Genomic DNA, 16979 nt, shown 5'->3' with positions numbered 1-16979 from the left:
GTCGTGCGTGCAGGCCCAACCATGCCGCCAGGCTAGCGAGGACGCCGCCCCGGCCGCACTCCAATAAGACCCCGAGGACTTTCCATGCGTACGAAGCCGGAGCTGACCGCGGCGATCCGCGAGGGACGCCGGGCCGTGCTGCTGGTCAACGCCCACTCCCGCCGCGGCCGGCGGCTCTATCCGGAGGTGCTGCGCCGCATCGAGGCGGCCGGTTTCGACCTGCTCGGCCGGTTCCCCGTCGAGGACCCCCGCGAACTGCGCGGCAGCCTCGAGTCGGCCACCGAGCTCGGCCCCGACGTGCTGATCGTCGGTGGCGGCGACGGCACGATCGGCGCCGCCGCCCGGCATCTGGCGCACCGGGACGTCGCGCTCGGGCTGCTGCCGCTCGGCACGACCAACAACTTCGCCCGTACGCTCGGCATCCCGCTCGACCTGGACGCGTCGGTGGCGATCCTGACCGGCGGCAAGGTGATCGACGTCGACCTCGGGCTGGCGGGCGAGATGCCGTTCGCCAACCACGTCGGTGTGGGTATGTCCGCGGAGATCTTCGCGACCGCACCGCCCCGGTTGAAGAAGGTGGTCGGCCGGTTCGCCTATCCGGCGACCGCGCTGGCACTGCTGACCCGGCACCGGCCGATGCGGGTCACCGTGCGGGCGGACGGGCGCTCGCACGAGTACGTGACGCACCAGCTCTACGTCGCCAACGGCGGGTTCCACGCCGGCCGCCCGATCACCGCGGATTCCGACGCCGACGATCGGCTGCTGGTGGCGTACCCCGTCGGCGACGCCAACCGGGTGCGGCTGTTGCGGGAGACGGCGCGCAACGCGGCGACCGGCCATCTGCGGTCCCACGGCGAGGAGCCGTTCCTGGCCACCGACGAGATCTGGCTGGAGACTGACCGGCCGGTGCCGGTCGAGGTCGACGGCGAGCCGCGGGGCTACACACCGCTGCGGATCGGCTTGGCGCCCAACGCGTTGCGGGTGATGGCGGCGCTGGATGCGATCGACCGCTAACGCCGCCGGGTGATCTTGACCTCGACGCCCTGGCCGGTGTTCGGCGGGCCGGCGTAGACGCCCTTGAGCGGCGGCACGTCGCCGTACTCCCGGCCGCGCCCGACGCTGACGTGGCGCTCGCCGATCGGCACGCCATTGGTCGGGTCGAACCCGACCCACCGGCCGGCCCACCACTCGACCCAGGCGTGGCTCTGGCCGACCACGGTCTCGCCGACCGGCGCGTCCGGCGTCGGATGCAGGTAGCCGGAGACGTACCGCGCCGGCACGCCCATCGCCCGTAGCAGCCCGACGCTCAGATGGCTGAGGTCCTGGCAGACCCCGCTGCGCTGGCGCCAGGCCTGCACGGCGTCGGTCTGCACTCCGGTCGAACCAGTCACGTAGGCGACCTCGGCGCGGACCTGTTCACAGGCCGCGAGGGCGGCGGCGTGCGGGGTGCGATGATCACCGCGGAGCCCCTCGGCCAGCGCCGTCAGCTCCTCGTCGAGCGCGGTACGCGGGGTCGGCAGCAGCAGCTCGTGCCAGCGGTCGACGGTGTCCGGCTCGGCGAGGTCGGCCCAGGACGCGTTGGCCAGCAGGTCGCCCGGCGGCAGCGTCTCCACCGTCGCCGAGGCGGTCACCGCCAGTCGCTCGTGCGGGGTGTGCACGTCGAACACCGTCACGACGGTGCCCCAGTAGTCGACGTACCGATGGGTGCTGGCGGCCGGCCGCACCGTGACCCGCGCGTCGAGCACCGCTTGGTGCGGCTCGTCCCGGGGGGTCATCCGGGCCTCGTTGTAGGACGCGCCGACCCGCCCGTCGTAGCTGAACCCGGTCTCGTGTGAGATCTCCAGCCGCCAACTGTTCACGCGACCGCCTCCGAAACCCAGGTCACCGCGGAGGTCTGCCGGAAGTAGCGTCGCGACACCGCTTCGTTGACCTGTGAGCACGTGCGTTCCAGCCCGTCGAGGACGCCGGCCAGGTCGTCGAGCAACTCGTCGGCGCCCCGGAACTCGAGGTTGGTGCGGGAGCGGCCGAGGATCCGTTGGGCGTCGGTCGCGACGCCGGCCCGCCCCGGCCCCGGTGCCAGCTCGGACAGGCACGACTCGGCGATCGACAGCGCCGCGAACACCGAGCGCGGGAAGAGCCGGTCGAGCAGCAGGAACTCCGCCGCGTGCCGGTCGTCCAGGGAGCCACGGTACGTGCGCAGGAACGTCTCCCAGGCGCCGCACGAGCGCAGCAGGGTGAGCCACGACGGGATCGAACCGCCGGCCCGGGCGTGGGTGGACAGCAGCCGGGCCGACATGTCGACGCGTTCGACGCTGCGCCCCAACACCAGGAAATGCCAGCCCTCGTCGCGGCTCATCGTGGCGTCGGCCAGGCCGGCCAGGACCGCGCAACGTTCCCGCACCCAGCCGAAGAACGCGTGCACGCCCTGCTGCTCGACCCGCGCCTGGGCGTCCGGCAGGCCGAGCCAGGTGGCGTTGAGGCACTCCCACATCTCCGACGACACCGTCTCGCGGGCACCGCGGGCGTTCTCCCGCGCGGCGGCCAGCGCGCCGACCACCGAGCTCGGGTTGGCGATGTCGAGTCCGAGCAACGTGACGACCCGGGCGGCGGACAACGGGGTGACGTCGTCGCTGGGCGTGCCCATCACCGAGAGCAGCGCGCGGCAGGCGGCATCCTCGGCCACCCACGGGTCGGCGAGCATCTGGTGCAGGTGCACGTCGAGGATGCGGGCCGTGTCCTCGGCCCGCTCCACGTAGCGGCCGATCCAGTAGAGCGACTCGGCGATCCGGCTCAGCATGACGCACCACCCTGCTGCTGCTGTTGCTGTTCCTGCGCCGACGTGACACCCGGGCCGGGGTCCGGGCGTGGCGCCGGGTCGGCCTGCGGCGCGGGCCGGCGCACCGGCACCGGCTCGGCCGGCCCCAGCGGTGCGGCCAGCACCCAGGTGTCCTTCGAGCCGCCGCCCTGGCTCGAGTTGACGACCAGCGCGCCCTCCGGCAGCGCTACCCGGGTGAGCCCGCCGGGCAGCACGGAGATCTGGGTGCCGTCGTTGACGGCGAACGGCCGCAGGTCGACGTGCCGCGGTCGGAGCCGGTTGCCGATCAGCGTGGGCACCATCGACAGTTTCACCTCGCGCTGTGCGATCCAGCCGCGCGGGTCGCGGGTCAGCCGGGCCCGCACCTCGGCCAACTCGGCGTCGGTGGCCTGCGAGCCGATCACGATGCCGGCACCGCCCGAGCCGTCGACCGGCTTGACCACCAGGGTGTCCAGCCGGTCCAGGACGTGTGCCAGCACGTCGCGGTCGGCCAGCCGGTAGGTCTCGACGTTGGGCAACACCGGATCCTCGCCGAGATAGAAGCGGATCAGGTCCGGGACGTACGTGTAGAGCAGCTTGTCGTCGGCGACCCCGTTGCCGACCGCGTTGGCGATCGTCACCTGCCCGGCCCGCGCGGCGTTGAGCAGCCCGGCCACGCCGAGGATCGAGTCGGTCCGGAACTGCACCGGGTCGAGGAACTCGTCGTCGATCCGCCGGTAGATCACGTCGACCCGCTGCTCGCCGGCGGTGGTCCGCATGGCGACGCGGTTGCCCGCACAGATCAGGTCCCGCCCTTCGACGAGTTCGACACCCATCTCGCGGGCGAGCAGCGCGTGCTCGAAGTAGGCCGAGTTGTGGACGCCCGGGGTGAGCACCACCACAGTCGGCTCGCCGGTCGCCCCGCCCGGGGCGGCGGCCCGCAGGGCGCGCAGGAGCTGGCTGGGGTACGACTCGACCGGGCGGATCCGGGTCGAGGCGAACACCTCGGGCAGCACGTGGCTCATCGCCCGCCGGTTCTCCATGACGTAGCTGACCCCGGACGGCACCCGCACGTTGTCCTCGAGCACCCGGAAGGTGCCCGCTTCGTCACGGACGAGGTCGACTCCGGCGACGTGCACGCGGACGCCGTTGTGCGGGACGATCCCGGCTGCCTCGCGATGGAAGTGAGCGCTGGTCACCACCACCGAACGTGGCACCACACCGGCCGCGAGCACTTCGCCGGCTCCGTACACATCGGCGAGAAAGGCCTCCAGCGCCCGGATCCGTTGCGCGACACCGGCCTCGACCACCGCCCACTCCCCGGCGGCGATGATCCGCGGCACGATGTCGAGCGGGAACGGCCGTTCGATGCCCTTGAGTGCGAAGGTGATGCCCTGGTCGAGGAAGGCCCGCGCCAGCACGTCGGCCCGGACGCCGAGGTCCGCGCTGGAAAGTGGCTGAAGAGTGGCGTGCAGGGTCTCGTAGGTCTCCCGCGGCATGCCCGCCGCCGCGAACATCTCGTCCCAGCCCGGGCCCAGCCGATAGTCCTCGAACAGGTCCGCCATGGGCGCACGCTACGCCGCACTCGTTGCGGTCTCGTAACACGTGCGGGGGCCGTCGGCACGGGACCTGCCGACGGCCCAGAGGCGACGGCCCGGCACACCGAGAACGGGGGACCCGACGTGCCGGACCGCACATTTCTACGGTACGCCGCCAGCCCCTTGACGTCTGTAGGGTCGAATGCCGGACAGCGGTTGGGGGCCGCCGCCGAAGTGTCCCCCATCAGGGCTTTGCGGAAACTATCCTGAGCCCGGCGGGGATGGAGGTTGGCGCGGATGGCCGACGTGCTAGGCACGGTGACATCACCCGTGTCCGCCTACCTGCTGCTCCTTGGCCTGCTGATCGTCGACGCCTTCGTGCCTGTCATACCCACTCAGGCCATCATGATCACGGGCGGCGCATTGACCGCCTACGGCCATCTGAGTTTACCGACCACCATCGTGGTCGGCACTTTGGGCGTGATCGTCGGCGACTGGGCGTGCTACCTGCTGGGCCGCTCGACCCACCACCGCACCGGACCCATCGCCCGGTTGCGCAGGCGCTGCGGCGTGCAGACCGACGACGTCGCGAAGGCGGCGGCCCGCACCGGTCGTGCCCGGCAGGCGGCCCGCCGGCTGACCCGCGGCCTGCGCGAGCCCGGCCCGCTGGTCATCCTGATCTGCCGGTTCGTCCCGGGTGGGCGGATGGCCGCCTGCTTCTCCGCCGGCCGCGCCCGCTATCCCTACAAGCACTTCCTGCTCTACCAGGCGCTGGCCGCGGTGGGCTGGGCCACCTACGGCACGCTGGTCGGCCACCTCGGCGGCGCGGCGCTCACCTCGTCGGGCTGGCGCCTGATCGTGGTGGCCGTCATCGCGGCGGCGGTGTTCGCCGGCGCCGGCTGGGGCCTGGCCATGTGGGGTCCCGCCGCGCTCCGCGGCGCCGGCCCGACCGAGCCGGCGCCGATCGAGGTCACTCCGGTTCGTGCAGCATCAGCTGACGCGCCGCCTCAGTGATCGATCCCGACAGCGAGGGATAGATCGTGATCGTGTGCGCGAGCTGGTCGACGGTCATGTTGTTCTCCACCGCCAGGGTGATCGGCAGGATCAGCTCCGACGCCTTCGGCGACACCACGACACCGCCCACGACCTGACCACTGGCCGGTCGGCAGAACAGCTTGACGAAGCCGTCGCCCAGGTCGGCCATCTTCGCGCGGGCGTTGCCGGCGAGCGTCAACATCACCTCGCGGGCCGGCACCACGCCGGCGTCGACGTCGTTCTGGCTGACCCCGACGGTCGCGAGCTCCGGATCGGTGAACGCGTTGGCGGCCACCGTGCGCAACCGCAGCGGCTGGACGGCCTCGCCGAGCGCGTGCCACATCGCGATCCGGCCCTGCATCGCCGCGACGCTGGCCAGCGCCAGCACGCCCGTGCAGTCGCCGGCCGCGTAGATCCCGGGGACGTTGGTGCGGCTGACCCGGTCGACGGTGACGTAGCCGCCCTTCGCGACCGCCACCCCGTATTCCTCGAGGCCCAGGCCCGCGGTGTTCGGCACCGAGCCGACCGCGATCAGGGCGTGTGAGCCGGTGACCGTGCCGCCGCCGCTGAGCTCGACCTCGACGCCGTCGGCGGTGCGGCGGACCGCGTTGCCCCGGGCGTTGTTGAGTATGGTCATGCCCCGCGAGCGGAACACCCGCTCGATCGCCTGGGCGGCGTCGGCGTCCTCGTGCGGCATCACCCGGTCACGGCTGGAGACCAGGGTCACCCGCACGCCCATCGCCAGGTACGCGCTGGCGAACTCGGCGCCGGTCACCCCCGAGCCGATCACGATCAGGTGCTCCGGCAGCTCCGGCAGGTCGTAGAGCTGCCGCCAGTCGAGGATCCGCTCGCCGTCCGGCACGGCGCTGGGCAGCACCCGGGGGGTCGCCCCAGTGGCGATCAGCACAGTGCTCGCATCGACCGAGTACGGCGTGTCACCGCTCGCCGGGGTGATCTCGACCTGGTGGGTGTGACCCAACGTGTCAGCACCGAGCCGAGCGGTGCCTGCCACGAAGGTGACGCCGGCCTTGAGGAGCTTGTTGTGGATGTCATTCGACTGGGCCTGTGCGAGATTCTTCACCCGCTCGTTGACGGCCCTGGCATCGACGGTGACCGCCTCCAGACCGCCGGAGTGGACGCCGAAGCGGTCCGTGTCCCGGTAGCCGGTCACCACGTCTGAGCTGGCAATAAAGGTCTTTGAGGGTACGCAGTCCGACAGCACACAGGCGCCGCCGGCGCCGTCCGCCTCGACCACCGTCACGTCGGCGTCGAGCTGCGCGGCGACCAGTGCTGCTTCGTAACCAGCCGGGCCGCCACCCACGATAACGATTCGTGTCACGTGTCGTATTCTCCACGACCCGCCAACCGGGCTATCGTCATCGCCGTGCGTCATTACGCCGCGTACGGCTCAAACCTTGATCCCGCCCGAATGCGTGCTTACTGTCCGCATTCGCCGATGGTGGGCACCGGCTGGCTGGAAGGCTGGCGACTCACCTTCGCGGGCGAAGATGTCATCGGCTGGGAGGGCGCGGTCACCACGATCGTCGAATCACCGGGCGATCGGGTCTTCGTCGCGCTCTACGACGTGCACCCGTGGGATGCCTCCCAGCTCGACGAGGTCGAGGGAGTCACCGGGGAGACCTACCGCAAGCTGCACATGCGGGCGGTCACCCTGGACGGCGAGGAGACCGTCTGGGTGTACATCTTCAACGGCTACGAGGGCGGCCTGCCGACCGCGTGGTATCTCTCGGAGATCGCCAACGCGGCCGAGAAGGCCGGCGCCCCGGACGACTACGTGACAGAGCTACGCGGCCGCCCGACGAAGACCTCGTCGCCCGAGGTCTAAGCCACTGTCCTGCCGATCATGGCGGCCTAGGCCACTGTCCTGCCGATCACGGCGGCCTAGGCCGCCTTGATCTGCTGCTCGAAGATGTCCGCCTCGTAGATCGCGGTCATCCCCGCGGCGAGGTAGACGTTGGCGGCGCCGGTCGGGCTGGACAGGTCGACGCCGAGGCCGGCCTGCGTGCGTCCCTTGGCCGCGTAGACGGTGAACGCGTGCCGCAGCAGGGCGCCGCCGACCCCACGCTTGCGGAACTCGCGCAGCACCGCGAGGTTCTTGATCCAGCCCTCGTTCTGCTCGAGCTGCTGGTCGGCCGACATGAGCACGCCCGCGGGCACGCCGTCGACCTCGGCCACGAACCACTCGTCCCACGAGACCGTGGTCAGCCCGGCGACGTAGGTGCGCCAGGAGTCGTAGTCGCGCGGCTGGTAGTCGTACGCGTCGCGGAAGCCCGTGTCGTAGATCCGGTGGAACAGCCGCAGGTCTTCGTCGTCGTCCGGCCGGACCAGCCGGATCGTCACGCCCGGCGGCAGTGGCGTCGGGGTGACGTCGTCGAGCGCGCGCCGCATGCGGGCAAAGCGCTTGACGAACTGGAAACCGGCCGCCTGGATCTCGGCGATGTAGTCGGTCTCGGCGGGCAGCGCGCCGGCCTTGGCGGTCACCTCGGCGAAGCCGCGCTCGGTGGCCCGCTCGGCGACCCGGCGCACCAGCAGGTCGATCAACGGTGCCCGGCTCGGCGCACCGCCGTCGGGGTGCACGTAGACCTCGACGAACTCGTTGTCGCCGCCGTTCTCGTTGTCGATGTAGGCCCAGCCGCCGAGCCGCCCGTCGGGCTGATAGGCCAGCCAGCAGTCGCGCGCCGGGTCGACATGCGGCGAGGTGAGCGCCGCCTTGATGTCGTCGGCACTGGTCTCCGGCTCCCCTGTGGCGGCGATGTCACTCGCCCGCATCAGGTCGAGGATCGCCGGCAGGTCGTCGAGGGTAGGCCGGCGCGTGGTCCAGCCATCAGGGAACGCCACCCGACGTTTGTCTCACACCCAGCGGCAGCGATGCCAACGAATTAGCCCCGGGCGGCGCCGTCGGGATCCGGGCTCCGGTTCGGTTCGCTGCCGGGCGGGCGCAGACCTTTGCGCGCGCTGTCCAGCAGCCCGAGCAGCTCGATCCGTTCGTCGATGGCCAGCACCGCGTACGCCGACGAGGTGATCCGGTCGGTCACCGCCTCGGCCCAGACCCGGCGCCGGAGCAGCGGGCCGACACCCGGGTACGGCGGCTGCCAGCCCCAGGCCACCGCGCCCGCCTCGCCCTCGGGCCCGGAGATGATCGCTTCCACCGGGCTGAGCCCACTGGCCCGCACCGCGAGCAGGTGCGCTCCGGCACGGTGCTCGCGCAGCAGGTGCAACAGCACGGCGGCCTGCGCGCCCAGGTCGTCGTCCGGCACGGGCATGGCCCGCCAGGCGGCGAACAGTGGCAGCGCGGACGCGTCGGCGGCGAGCACCACCCGTTGGGTCAGGTCGACCAGCCGTTCCACCCGAGGGAAGCCGCCGAGCTGCTCGACACCCCACCGGCAGCACTCGGCCAGGTGCACGGCCGCCACCTCGGTGGGCGGCAGCACCCTGCGGGCACCGTCCCAGCCGTCGGCGACCGCCTCGGGCGCGATGAAGCCGAGTGCCGCCGCGACCGTGTCGGACCGCACGTCGCCGAGCGCACCGCCCCGGCCGGCCACGTAGAAGGCCCAGCCGGAAAGGCCGAGCTGGCGCGCCCGGCGCAGGGTCCGCGGGCATTCGGCGTACGCCCCACCCAGCTCCAACACCGCGTCGCGGGACGCCTGCGCGGTCTGCTCCGGAGTCATTCTTCGTCCATCGCCTCTAGGGCCGCCTCTACCTCGCCGACGCGGCGGCGGGCCTGTGCGGCTGCGCGTTCGGCGGCCTTGCGGGCCGCTCGTAGCCGGCCGAGCGCGGCGTCCGCGTCGGCGCGGGCGCGCTCCGCCTCCTGCAGTGCGGCTTCGGCCCGCTCGACCACGGCCTCACCGTCGGTCTCCGCCTTGCCGGCCTTGTCCAGGTCCTTCGCGGTGCTCTTCTGCGCGGCCAGGGCCGTGGTCAGCTCCCGCTCGACCGCCCGCCGGCGCGCCGCTCGCTCGGCCTCGGCCGCCCGCTTCGAGCCGGCGCCGTCACCGTCACCGTCATCGGCCGCGTCCAGGGGCTCGGGCTGTTCGTCGGTGACCAGGCGCAGGTTGGGGCGCGGCACCTCGCCGAACCCGGCGTAGCTGGCGGCCCGGACCAGGCGGCCCGAGCGGACCTGCTCGGCGACCTCGGCGTCGGACACGGCGGCGGTCAAGGTCGCCTCGACCTCGGCCACCGGCAGCTTGCCGCGGTTGCCGGGGTCGGCCTTGGTGGCCAGCGCCACCGCCTCCTTGACGAGCGCGCCGACGGCCTCGCGGCGCTGCTTGGTCAGCTCCCGCAGCGCGTCGCCCTTGAGCTGGCGCTGCGCCGAGCGCAACGCGGCGGACAGCTCGACGAGCTGGTCGACTAGCTCCGGCCGGCGGAGCGCGAGGAGGTTGACCACCCACGCGGCGACGGTGGGCTTGCGCAACTTGCCCAACTGCTTGGCGCGGTCGGTCTGTCCCGCGGCCTTGGCCGCGGCGACCAGTTCGGCACGGGCGGCGACGAACCCGTCCGGTGGTGCGGTGTAGAGCTCGGCGACCGGGTCAGGCATCGACGCTCGTACCCGGGGCCAGGCGCTGGTAGTCGACCTTGAGCAGACGCCCGAGAACACCGTCGACGAGCTTGCCGCCCGCCTCGTTGACGATCCCGTCGTGCAGCGCGTACGCGTGGCGCGGTGCGACCGCCCGGACGAAGTCGACCGACTCGCTGATCTTGAGCCAGGGCGCCGACACCGGCACGAAGAGCGTCTCGACCCGGGCACCCTCGGGCACGTCGAACGAGTCGCCCGGGTGGTAGACGGACTCGTTGACCAGGAAGCCGAGGTTGGCGATCCGCGGGACGTCCGGGTGGATCTCGGCGTGGATGCCACCGAACGCGCGCACCGGCACACCGGCGGCCGAGAAGGACTGTCCAGTCTCGACGGCGGTCACCATGTCACCGAGCGCGGCGAGCTTGCCGGCGACGTCGGCGTTGGTGTGGATGGTCGCGTTCGGACGCTTGGCGAGGGCATCGGAGACCGCGTCGACGTCGAGATGGTCGGGATGCTCGTGCGTGATCAGCACGGCGTCGACACCGTCGAGCGCCGCCCGTTCGCTGAAGCCTCCCGGATCGATGACCAGAACGGCGCCGTCCTGCTCGATGCGTACACAGGAATGGCCAAATTTGGTCAGTCGCATCTCGTGACCCCCTGGGTGCCGAATCGTGATGTCCCCTGGCGAGTCTGCCGGAACCGGCGCGCGCACGCTGCGCGTCTGACCGACGAACTCGCACACGATTCGGAGGGGACAGATATGGGCAGCGTACGACGGGGGCGGGCAATGGCCGCTCTGGCGGCCGGTGGTCTCGCGGCCGGGTTGGCGTTGGCCGGTTGCGGCGCCAGCGCGAACGATTCGGGGAGCAGCGGCGACGCGGTCGCACCCGCGGCCGCCGAGGGTGGCGGTTCGGTCGCCAGGGAACAGACGAACGCCGGCGGCGACGCCAGCGCACCGGACCAGGCCAAGGCGGCCGAGGGCGCACCCAATCAGACTCAGGCCCAGGGCGGCGCCGGCGATGTGGATCTCGTCGTCGACCAGCGCCAGATCATCTACACCGGTTCGATCATGGTCCGCGTGGAGAACGTGGAGCGCACGGCTGCCGAGATCACCTCGCTGGTCGCCGGCGCGGGCGGGTTCATCGGTGGCGACAAGCGCACCGACGACGGCGGCCGTTCCGAGGCGGTGCTGACCCTGCGGGTGCCGGCCAACCGGTTCACCTCGGTCGTCGACGAGATCGCCGGCAAGGGCACGGACGACCGGCGCGAGATCAGCACCCAGGACGTCACGGAGGACGTGGTCGACCTCGACGCCCGGATCATCACCCAGCGCGCCCGGGTGGAGAGCGCCCGGCGGCTGCTGGGCCAGGCCAAGACGATCAACGACCTGGTCTCGCTGGAGAACGAGCTGGGCCGGCGCGAAGCTGACCTGGCGTCGCTGGAGGGCAAGAAGCGCCGGCTGGCCGACCTGACCGCGCTGTCGACGATCACGGCGACCCTGCTCGGCCCGGACGCGCAGGCGCCACCACCGCCGCCGGACGACGACAACACCGGCTTCCTGACCGGCCTACGGGGCGGCTGGAACGCCTTCACCGCCACCCTGGGTGTCGCACTGACCGTGCTCGGCGCGCTGGTGCCGTGGCTGGTCCTGGTCGGGCTGGGCCTGCTGGTGTTCGTCTACGTGCGACGCCGGCGCCCCCGGCCGGCGGCGGCACTGGCCGGGCCGGCGATACCGACCCAGCCGGTCGCGGCCGACGAAACGGAAAAGGTCTAGAAGGTGCCGGCGGCGAGGGCGGCCAGGGCGGTGTGCACCATGACGCGCACGCCGTACCCGATCGCCTTCTCGTCGACGTCGAAGGTCGACTGGTGGATGTCGGGCTTGACCTCCGCGCCCTGCGGCGTGGTGCCGAGCCGGATCATCGCGCCGGGCACCTGCTCGAGATAGAAGGCGAAGTCTTCGCCACCCATGCTGATCTCGGCCTCGACCACCCGGTCGGGGCCGAGCGCGGCGCCGGCCGCTCCGGCCACCACGGCGGTCGCCATCCGGTCGTTGATCACCGGCGGCACGCCACGGGTGTATTTCACCTCGACCTCGGCGCCGGTCGCGGCGACCACGTCGTGGATCAGCTTCGTGATCAGCTCGGGCGCCTCGCGCCAGGCCTCGCGGTTGAGGATCCGGACGGTGCCCTTGAGGTTGGCCGTGGCGGGAATCGCGTTGTAGGCCTCGCCGGCGTGTGCCCGGCCCCAGACCATCGAGACGCCCGCGCGGGCGTCCACCCGGCGGTCGAGCAGCGACGGCACGTCGACGATCACTCGGCCCATCGCGTGCACCAGGTCGGTGGTCAGGTGCGGGCGAGCGGTGTGGCCACCCAGGCCGCGCAGGTTGACCTCGATCGTGTCGGCGGCCGCGGTGAACGGACCGGAGCGCACCCCGACCAGGCCGACCGGTAGCTGCGGGGCGCAGTGCAACGCGTAGATCGCCGCGACGTCCTTGAGCCCACCGGCCGAGATCACCTCGGGCGCACCCGACGGGATGCACTCCTCGCCGGGCTGGAACAGCAGCCGGACCCGGCCGGGCAGCTCGTCGCGCTCGGCGAGCTGGGCGAGCGCCAGGCCGGTGCCCAGCAGGATCGTGGTGTGCACGTCGTGGCCGCAGGCATGCGCGACGCCGTCGACGGTGGACCGGTAGGGCACATCCTTGCCGTCCGGCAGCGGCAGCGCGTCGAGGTCGGCGCGCAGCGCGATCACCCGGTCACCCTCGCCCACGTCGCAGATCACGCCGTTGCCCTTGGGCAGGAGACGCGGCGTCAGGCCGGCGACGGCCAGCTCCCGGGCGACCAGGGACGCGGTCTCGAACTCCTGGTGGGAGAGCTCCGGGTGGGCGTGGATGTGACGACGTACGGCTACGAGCTCGGCGCCCCGGGCAGCCAGCCAGCGGTCTAGCTGACCTGGGAGGGGGTCGGCGCCAGGCGGTGTCTCAGGCCATGAGGACGCCATCGGGCTGCTGTTGGAAGGCAGCGTCAACGCACTCGTCACGTGAAAATCTCGATCACTCTGGGCGGAATGGGACTTGGCTAGCCTAGACCTCCGACGGTGACGCTGCGCAACATCATTATGGTGATGATCAGATCGCGCAGGGTCACGAATGCCCTGGTAGGAGCCCTCGTCGAGCGGCGGGGATGGGTCGGCGGTCGACTTGAAACCTGCCAACTGTCCCACACCTCCTACAACGCGTGATGGTGGCGGCGGACACGGCCACGCCGCTGGATCGCTCAGGAAATCCGGTTATCTAACGTCAATCTACCCGGCGAGTGGTCACCTTGCCGGGTGAGGCGACTTACGCTGACACGTTCCCGGGACTCAAAGCCGCACAGCGGGTGCGCCAGATCTTCATTGCTGAGCGTAACCGTTCGCTGTCCCTGCGAGGTTAACGCACCGTAACAAGGCTTCGGGTCAGAACCGCTCGACCGGGCGGTAGACCCCCCATACCTCGCGAAGGGCGTCGCAAACCTCCCCCACTGTGGCGTACGCGCGCAACGCGTCCCGCATCGGGTAAAGCACGTTGTCGGTGCCCTGCGCCGCGCGCTTGACCTCGGCCAACGCCGCCTCGACCGCGGCGCCGTCCCGGGACTCCCGGATCGCGGCCAGCCGCTTGGCCTGAGCAGCCTCGATCGCCGGGTCGACCCGCAGCGGCTCGTACGGCTCCTCCTCCGCGATCTTGAAGCGGTTGAGCCCGACCACCACCCGCTCGCCGCTGTCGATCTCCTGTGCGACCCGGTACGCGGAGGTCTCGATCTCGTTCTTCTGGAAGCCGGCCTCGATCGCGTCGACCGAGGAGCCGTAGGACGCGACGCGCTCCATCAGGGCCAGCGCCCCGGCCTCGATCTCGTCGGTCATCGCCTCGACGACGTACGAGCCGGCGAACGGGTCGACGGTGGCGGTCAGGTCCGTCTCGTAGGCGAGCACCTGCTGGGTGCGCAGGGCCAGCCGGGCCGCCTTCTCGGTCGGCAGCGCGATGGCCTCGTCGTACGAGTTGGTGTGCAGCGACTGCGTGCCGCCCAGCACCGCGCCGAGGCCCTGCACCGCCACCCGGACCAGGTTGACCTCGGGCTGCTGGGCGGTGAGCTGCACGCCGGCCGTCTGGGTGTGGAACCGCAGCATCATCGACTTCGGGTCCTGCGCGCCGAACTCCTCGCGCATCAGCCGGGCCCAGATCCGCCGGGCCGCACGGAACTTCGCGACCTCTTCGAGCAGCGTGGTGCGCGCGACGAAGAAGAACGACAACCGGGGCGCGAAGTCGTCGACGGCGAGCCCGGCGGCGATCGCGGCGCGTACGTAGTCGATGCCGTTGGCCAGCGTGAACGCGATCTCCTGTGTGGGCGTCGCGCCGGCCTCCGCCATGTGGTAGCCGGAGATGGAGATGGTGTTCCACTTCGGCACCTCGGCACGGCAGTACGCGAAGGTGTCAGCGACCAGCCGCAACGACGGCTTCGGCGGGAAGATGTACGTACCCCGCGCGATGTATTCCTTCAGGATGTCGTTCTGGATCGTGCCGTTGAGCGCACTGGCCGGGATGCCGGCCTCTTCCGCGACGAGCTGGTAGAGCAGCAGCAGCACCGAACCCGGAGCGTTGATCGTCATCGACGTCGAGACCTTGTCGAGCGGGATGCCGTCGAACAGGGTCTTCATGTCGGCCAGCGAGTCGATCGCCACGCCCACCTTGCCGACCTCGCCGTGCGCGATCGGGTTGTCGGAGTCGTAGCCCATCTGGGTCGGCAGGTCGAACGCCACCGACAGGCCCATCGTGCCGTGCTCGAGGAGCTGGTGATAGCGAGCGTTGGACTCGGTCGCGGTGCCGAAACCCGCGTACTGGCGCATCGTCCACGGGCGCGAGGTGTACATCGTCGGATAGACACCACGGGTGTACGGGTATTCGCCCGGACGGCCCGACCGCTTGTCGATATCGCCGGGAAGGTCTGACTGGTCGTAGACCGGCTTGACCGGAAAACCCGACTCCGTCTTTCGCTGCGCCATTAACGGATCCTAAGGCTCGCCGACCCCCGCCACCGTGAGGCATTGGGCACAGACGGTTCGGGTCTTTAGCACCCAACGTCGATGATCCATCACAACAGGTGATGCGGTTTCCCTTATCGGGCCGCCTCCCCCAAGATAGGGAGGTTGGTAACTGGCCCTCGACCCCCCGGCGGCTTTTCAGTGACTCAGATTCCGACGTGGAGCGGCTCCGCCACCTCCGGATCCAACAACTCGGCACCGGGCAGCGCCCCCGGGGGTACGGCTGTCTCCGGCAGCCGCGCCGCCCCCGGCGCGATGATCGGCGGTCGCTACTCCCTCCGCGCCGCGGTCGGCCACGGCGGCATGGGCACCGTCTGGCGGGCCAACGACGTGCTGCTGCGCCGCGACGTCGCGGTCAAGGAGGTCGTGCTCCCGCCGGGTCTCGCACCCAGCGACCGCGACTCCATGTACGAGCGGACGATGCGCGAGGCGCGCGCCGCGGCAGCGCTCCAGCACCCGTCGGTCGTGCAGGTCTACGACGTCGTTCAGGAGAACGGTCGACCGTGGATCGTCATGGAGCTGCTCGACGCCCGCAGCCTCGCCGACATGGTGATCGAGGACGGCCCGGTCGCACCGCGTGCGGTCGCGAAGATCGGCATCGCGCTGCTCGGCGCGCTGGAGATCGCCCACGCCAACGGCGTGCTGCACCGTGACGTCAAGCCGGCCAACGTGCTCATCTGCTCCGACGGCCGCTGTGTGCTCACCGACTTCGGCGTCGCGCGGATGCCCACCGACGTGCAGCTCACGACACCGGGCATGGTGCTCGGCTCGCCGCACTTCATCTCGCCCGAGCGCGCCATGGGCCAGGACTTCGGCCCACCCAGCGACCTGTTCTCGCTGGGCGTGACGCTCTACACCGCCATCGAGGGGCGACCGCCGTTCGACCGGGGCGACCCGATCGAGACGATGCACGCGGTCGTCGAGGACCCGCCGGCACCGACCAGCCGCGCGGGCGTGCTCAACGACGTGCTGATGGGCCTCCTGGAAAAGGACCCGGCCCGCCGGTTCGACGCGAACACCTCCCGCGCCATGCTGCGCGAGCTGCTGGCCGGCCCGTTGGTCAGCAAGGCGCCGGTGCACATGATGACCGACCCGTACGCGGTCGTGCCGGCTCAGCGTTCACCCTGGCAGGCGCCCGCGCCGCAGCCGGAACAACGCCCGAGCGGGCAGATCGGTGGCCGGGCGATGCTGGCGCCGGGCGAGTCGCTGACGGACCGGCTCGGCACCGCGCCGACCGGGCCGATCCCGCCGGCACACAGCTCGCTCCAGGCCCCGACCGGCCAGATGCCCACGCCGAGCTGGGGTCCGCCACCGGCACCGCCGTCCGGCGGGTCGCTGGGTGGGCTCAAGCAACGCGGCGGCGACCTGGTCGACACGATCAAGGGCTGGCCGCGCCGGCTCCAGCTCGGTGTCGCCGGCGGCCTCGCGGTCGTGCTGATCCTGATCGGGTTCTTCGCGTTCAACGGTGGCGGCGACGAGCCGACCGGCAACAACACGCCGGTCCAGGCCGGCGGGCCGTCCGGCGCGCCCGCCGCGGCGGACTTCCCCACGCAGAAGCACTCCGAGCGCGGGGTCTCCGTCAACGTTCCCAAGGGCTGGAAGAAGGCCGGCGGCGGGAAGTCCGTCTACTTCGACTACATCGATCCGGACGACTCGGGCCGAAAGGTGCGCATCCTCGTCGAATCGGTCAGCACGAAGGCCACGCCGACCGGCTTCCTCCAGGCCGCGGAGCGCGGGCTCAAGGGCAACGGCAAGTCCTGCCCGAAGCCCTACAGCCGGGTCGACCTGCGCGACGGCGAGATCGACGGCCGGATCTCCAGTGAGCTGGAGTACACCTGCGGCGGCGAGTCGGACCGGCACGGCGTCTGGGGTGCGGTGGTCAAGGACGGGAAGGCGTACTCGTTCTTCCTGACCAGCACCGAGGACCGGTTCGCCGACAGCAAGCCGATCTTCGACGAGATGGTCCGGTCGTTCCAGCTCAGCTGATCCCGTCGACGCCGCCCGGCGC

Annotated in this window: 15 protein-coding genes; 5 read left to right on the top strand and 10 right to left on the bottom strand. The window is 71.3% G+C overall.

Annotation, left to right across the window (positions count from 1 at the left end; all coding sequences use genetic code 11):
- The first annotated feature begins 84 nt into the window (after positions 1-84).
- Positions 85-1014: a diacylglycerol/lipid kinase family protein gene (locus BLV39_RS15595; RefSeq protein WP_090792222.1), complete on the top strand. Its 930-nt coding sequence runs from the start codon at positions 85-87 to the stop codon at positions 1012-1014.
- On the opposite strand, the gene BLV39_RS15590 is transcribed toward BLV39_RS15595, so the two are convergent.
- Genes BLV39_RS15590 through BLV39_RS15580 form a run of 3 tightly spaced genes read right to left on the bottom strand, consistent with a single transcriptional unit; the run spans position 1011 to position 4359 of the window.
- A complete protein-coding gene (locus BLV39_RS15590; protein WP_090792219.1) occupies positions 1011-1859 on the bottom strand; it encodes a transglutaminase family protein in 849 nt (282 codons plus the stop codon). The genes BLV39_RS15595 and BLV39_RS15590 overlap by 4 nt on opposite strands.
- Positions 1856-2797 (bottom strand): alpha-E domain-containing protein, encoded by a 942-nt coding sequence (locus tag BLV39_RS15585; RefSeq protein ID WP_090792215.1) that lies wholly within the window; start codon positions 2795-2797, stop codon positions 1856-1858. The genes BLV39_RS15590 and BLV39_RS15585 overlap by 4 nt, the downstream gene beginning before the upstream one ends.
- Positions 2791-4359, bottom strand: a complete 1569-nt coding sequence (locus BLV39_RS15580) for a circularly permuted type 2 ATP-grasp protein (RefSeq protein ID WP_090792212.1) — start codon at positions 4357-4359, stop codon at positions 2791-2793. Before BLV39_RS15580 ends, BLV39_RS15585 begins: the two co-directional genes overlap by 7 nt.
- Before the next feature lie 270 nt (positions 4360-4629).
- On the opposite strand from BLV39_RS15580, the gene BLV39_RS15575 reads away from it, so the two are divergent.
- The gene (locus BLV39_RS15575; protein ID WP_090792209.1) at positions 4630-5346 is read left to right on the top strand and encodes a DedA family protein; all 717 of its coding nucleotides are present in this window, start codon (positions 4630-4632) and stop codon (positions 5344-5346) included.
- On the opposite strand, the gene BLV39_RS15570 is transcribed toward BLV39_RS15575, so the two are convergent.
- Positions 5303-6706 carry an NAD(P)H-quinone dehydrogenase gene (locus BLV39_RS15570; protein WP_090792206.1) on the bottom strand — a complete coding sequence of 468 codons (1404 nt, stop codon included), beginning with the start codon at positions 6704-6706 and terminating at the stop codon, positions 5303-5305. The genes BLV39_RS15575 and BLV39_RS15570 overlap by 44 nt on opposite strands.
- A gap of 45 nt (positions 6707-6751) precedes the next feature.
- On the opposite strand from BLV39_RS15570, the gene BLV39_RS15565 reads away from it, so the two are divergent.
- On the top strand, positions 6752-7213 hold the full coding sequence (locus BLV39_RS15565; RefSeq protein ID WP_089247245.1) for a gamma-glutamylcyclotransferase family protein: 462 nt from the start codon (positions 6752-6754) through the stop codon (positions 7211-7213).
- 56 nt (positions 7214-7269) lie between these two features.
- Here the strand turns inward: BLV39_RS15565 and BLV39_RS15560 are convergent, their stop codons facing one another.
- From BLV39_RS15560 to BLV39_RS15545, 4 genes are read right to left on the bottom strand one after another with little or no spacing between them, the layout of a single operon-like run.
- Positions 7270-8226 (bottom strand): GNAT family N-acetyltransferase, encoded by a 957-nt coding sequence (locus tag BLV39_RS15560; RefSeq protein WP_239083624.1) that lies wholly within the window; start codon positions 8224-8226, stop codon positions 7270-7272.
- A 41-nt stretch (positions 8227-8267) separates the two neighbouring features.
- Positions 8268-9056 carry an SCO6745 family protein gene (locus BLV39_RS15555; RefSeq protein WP_239083625.1) on the bottom strand — a complete coding sequence of 263 codons (789 nt, stop codon included), beginning with the start codon at positions 9054-9056 and terminating at the stop codon, positions 8268-8270.
- The gene (locus tag BLV39_RS15550; RefSeq protein WP_090792204.1) at positions 9053-9919 is read right to left on the bottom strand and encodes a hypothetical protein; all 867 of its coding nucleotides are present in this window, start codon (positions 9917-9919) and stop codon (positions 9053-9055) included. The genes BLV39_RS15555 and BLV39_RS15550 overlap by 4 nt, the downstream gene beginning before the upstream one ends.
- Entirely contained in the window at positions 9912-10544 is a 633-nt protein-coding gene (locus BLV39_RS15545) for an MBL fold metallo-hydrolase (protein WP_090792201.1), read from the bottom strand. Before BLV39_RS15545 ends, BLV39_RS15550 begins: the two co-directional genes overlap by 8 nt.
- A 141-nt stretch (positions 10545-10685) precedes the next feature.
- On the opposite strand from BLV39_RS15545, the gene BLV39_RS15540 reads away from it, so the two are divergent.
- Positions 10686-11672: a DUF4349 domain-containing protein gene (locus tag BLV39_RS15540; protein ID WP_090792198.1), complete on the top strand. Its 987-nt coding sequence runs from the start codon at positions 10686-10688 to the stop codon at positions 11670-11672.
- On the opposite strand, the gene BLV39_RS15535 is transcribed toward BLV39_RS15540, so the two are convergent.
- Positions 11669-13108 (bottom strand): amidohydrolase, encoded by a 1440-nt coding sequence (locus BLV39_RS15535; RefSeq protein ID WP_373315282.1) that lies wholly within the window; start codon positions 13106-13108, stop codon positions 11669-11671. The two genes, BLV39_RS15540 and BLV39_RS15535, sit on opposite strands and share 4 nt — an antisense overlap.
- 243 nt (positions 13109-13351) lie before the next feature.
- Positions 13352-14932, bottom strand: a complete 1581-nt coding sequence (locus BLV39_RS15530) for an acyl-CoA mutase large subunit family protein (RefSeq protein ID WP_090792191.1) — start codon at positions 14930-14932, stop codon at positions 13352-13354.
- A 180-nt stretch (positions 14933-15112) separates the two neighbouring features.
- On the opposite strand from BLV39_RS15530, the gene BLV39_RS15525 reads away from it, so the two are divergent.
- Entirely contained in the window at positions 15113-16957 is a 1845-nt protein-coding gene (locus BLV39_RS15525) for a serine/threonine-protein kinase (RefSeq protein ID WP_275414258.1), read from the top strand.
- The last annotated feature ends 22 nt before the right edge of the window (positions 16958-16979 follow it).

The organism is Asanoa ishikariensis, from assembly GCF_900107455.1.
Taxonomy (GTDB): domain Bacteria; phylum Actinomycetota; class Actinomycetes; order Mycobacteriales; family Micromonosporaceae; genus Asanoa; species Asanoa ishikariensis.
This window is presented reverse-complemented; position numbering and strand designations above follow the sequence as displayed.

Coding starts and splice junctions, on each gene's coding strand:
- BLV39_RS15580 (WP_090792212.1), bottom strand. CDS start 4,359: ATGGCGGACCTGTTCGAGGACTATCGGCTGGGCCCGGGCTGGGACGAG.
- BLV39_RS15540 (WP_090792198.1), top strand. CDS start 10,686: ATGGCCGCTCTGGCGGCCGGTGGTCTCGCGGCCGGGTTGGCGTTGGCC.
- BLV39_RS15550 (WP_090792204.1), bottom strand. CDS start 9,919: ATGCCTGACCCGGTCGCCGAGCTCTACACCGCACCACCGGACGGGTTC.
- BLV39_RS15575 (WP_090792209.1), top strand. CDS start 4,630: ATGGCCGACGTGCTAGGCACGGTGACATCACCCGTGTCCGCCTACCTG.
- BLV39_RS15530 (WP_090792191.1), bottom strand. CDS start 14,932: ATGGCGCAGCGAAAGACGGAGTCGGGTTTTCCGGTCAAGCCGGTCTAC.
- BLV39_RS15545 (WP_090792201.1), bottom strand. CDS start 10,544: ATGCGACTGACCAAATTTGGCCATTCCTGTGTACGCATCGAGCAGGAC.
- BLV39_RS15555 (WP_239083625.1), bottom strand. CDS start 9,056: ATGACTCCGGAGCAGACCGCGCAGGCGTCCCGCGACGCGGTGTTGGAG.
- BLV39_RS15585 (WP_090792215.1), bottom strand. CDS start 2,797: ATGCTGAGCCGGATCGCCGAGTCGCTCTACTGGATCGGCCGCTACGTG.
- BLV39_RS15595 (WP_090792222.1), top strand. CDS start 85: ATGCGTACGAAGCCGGAGCTGACCGCGGCGATCCGCGAGGGACGCCGG.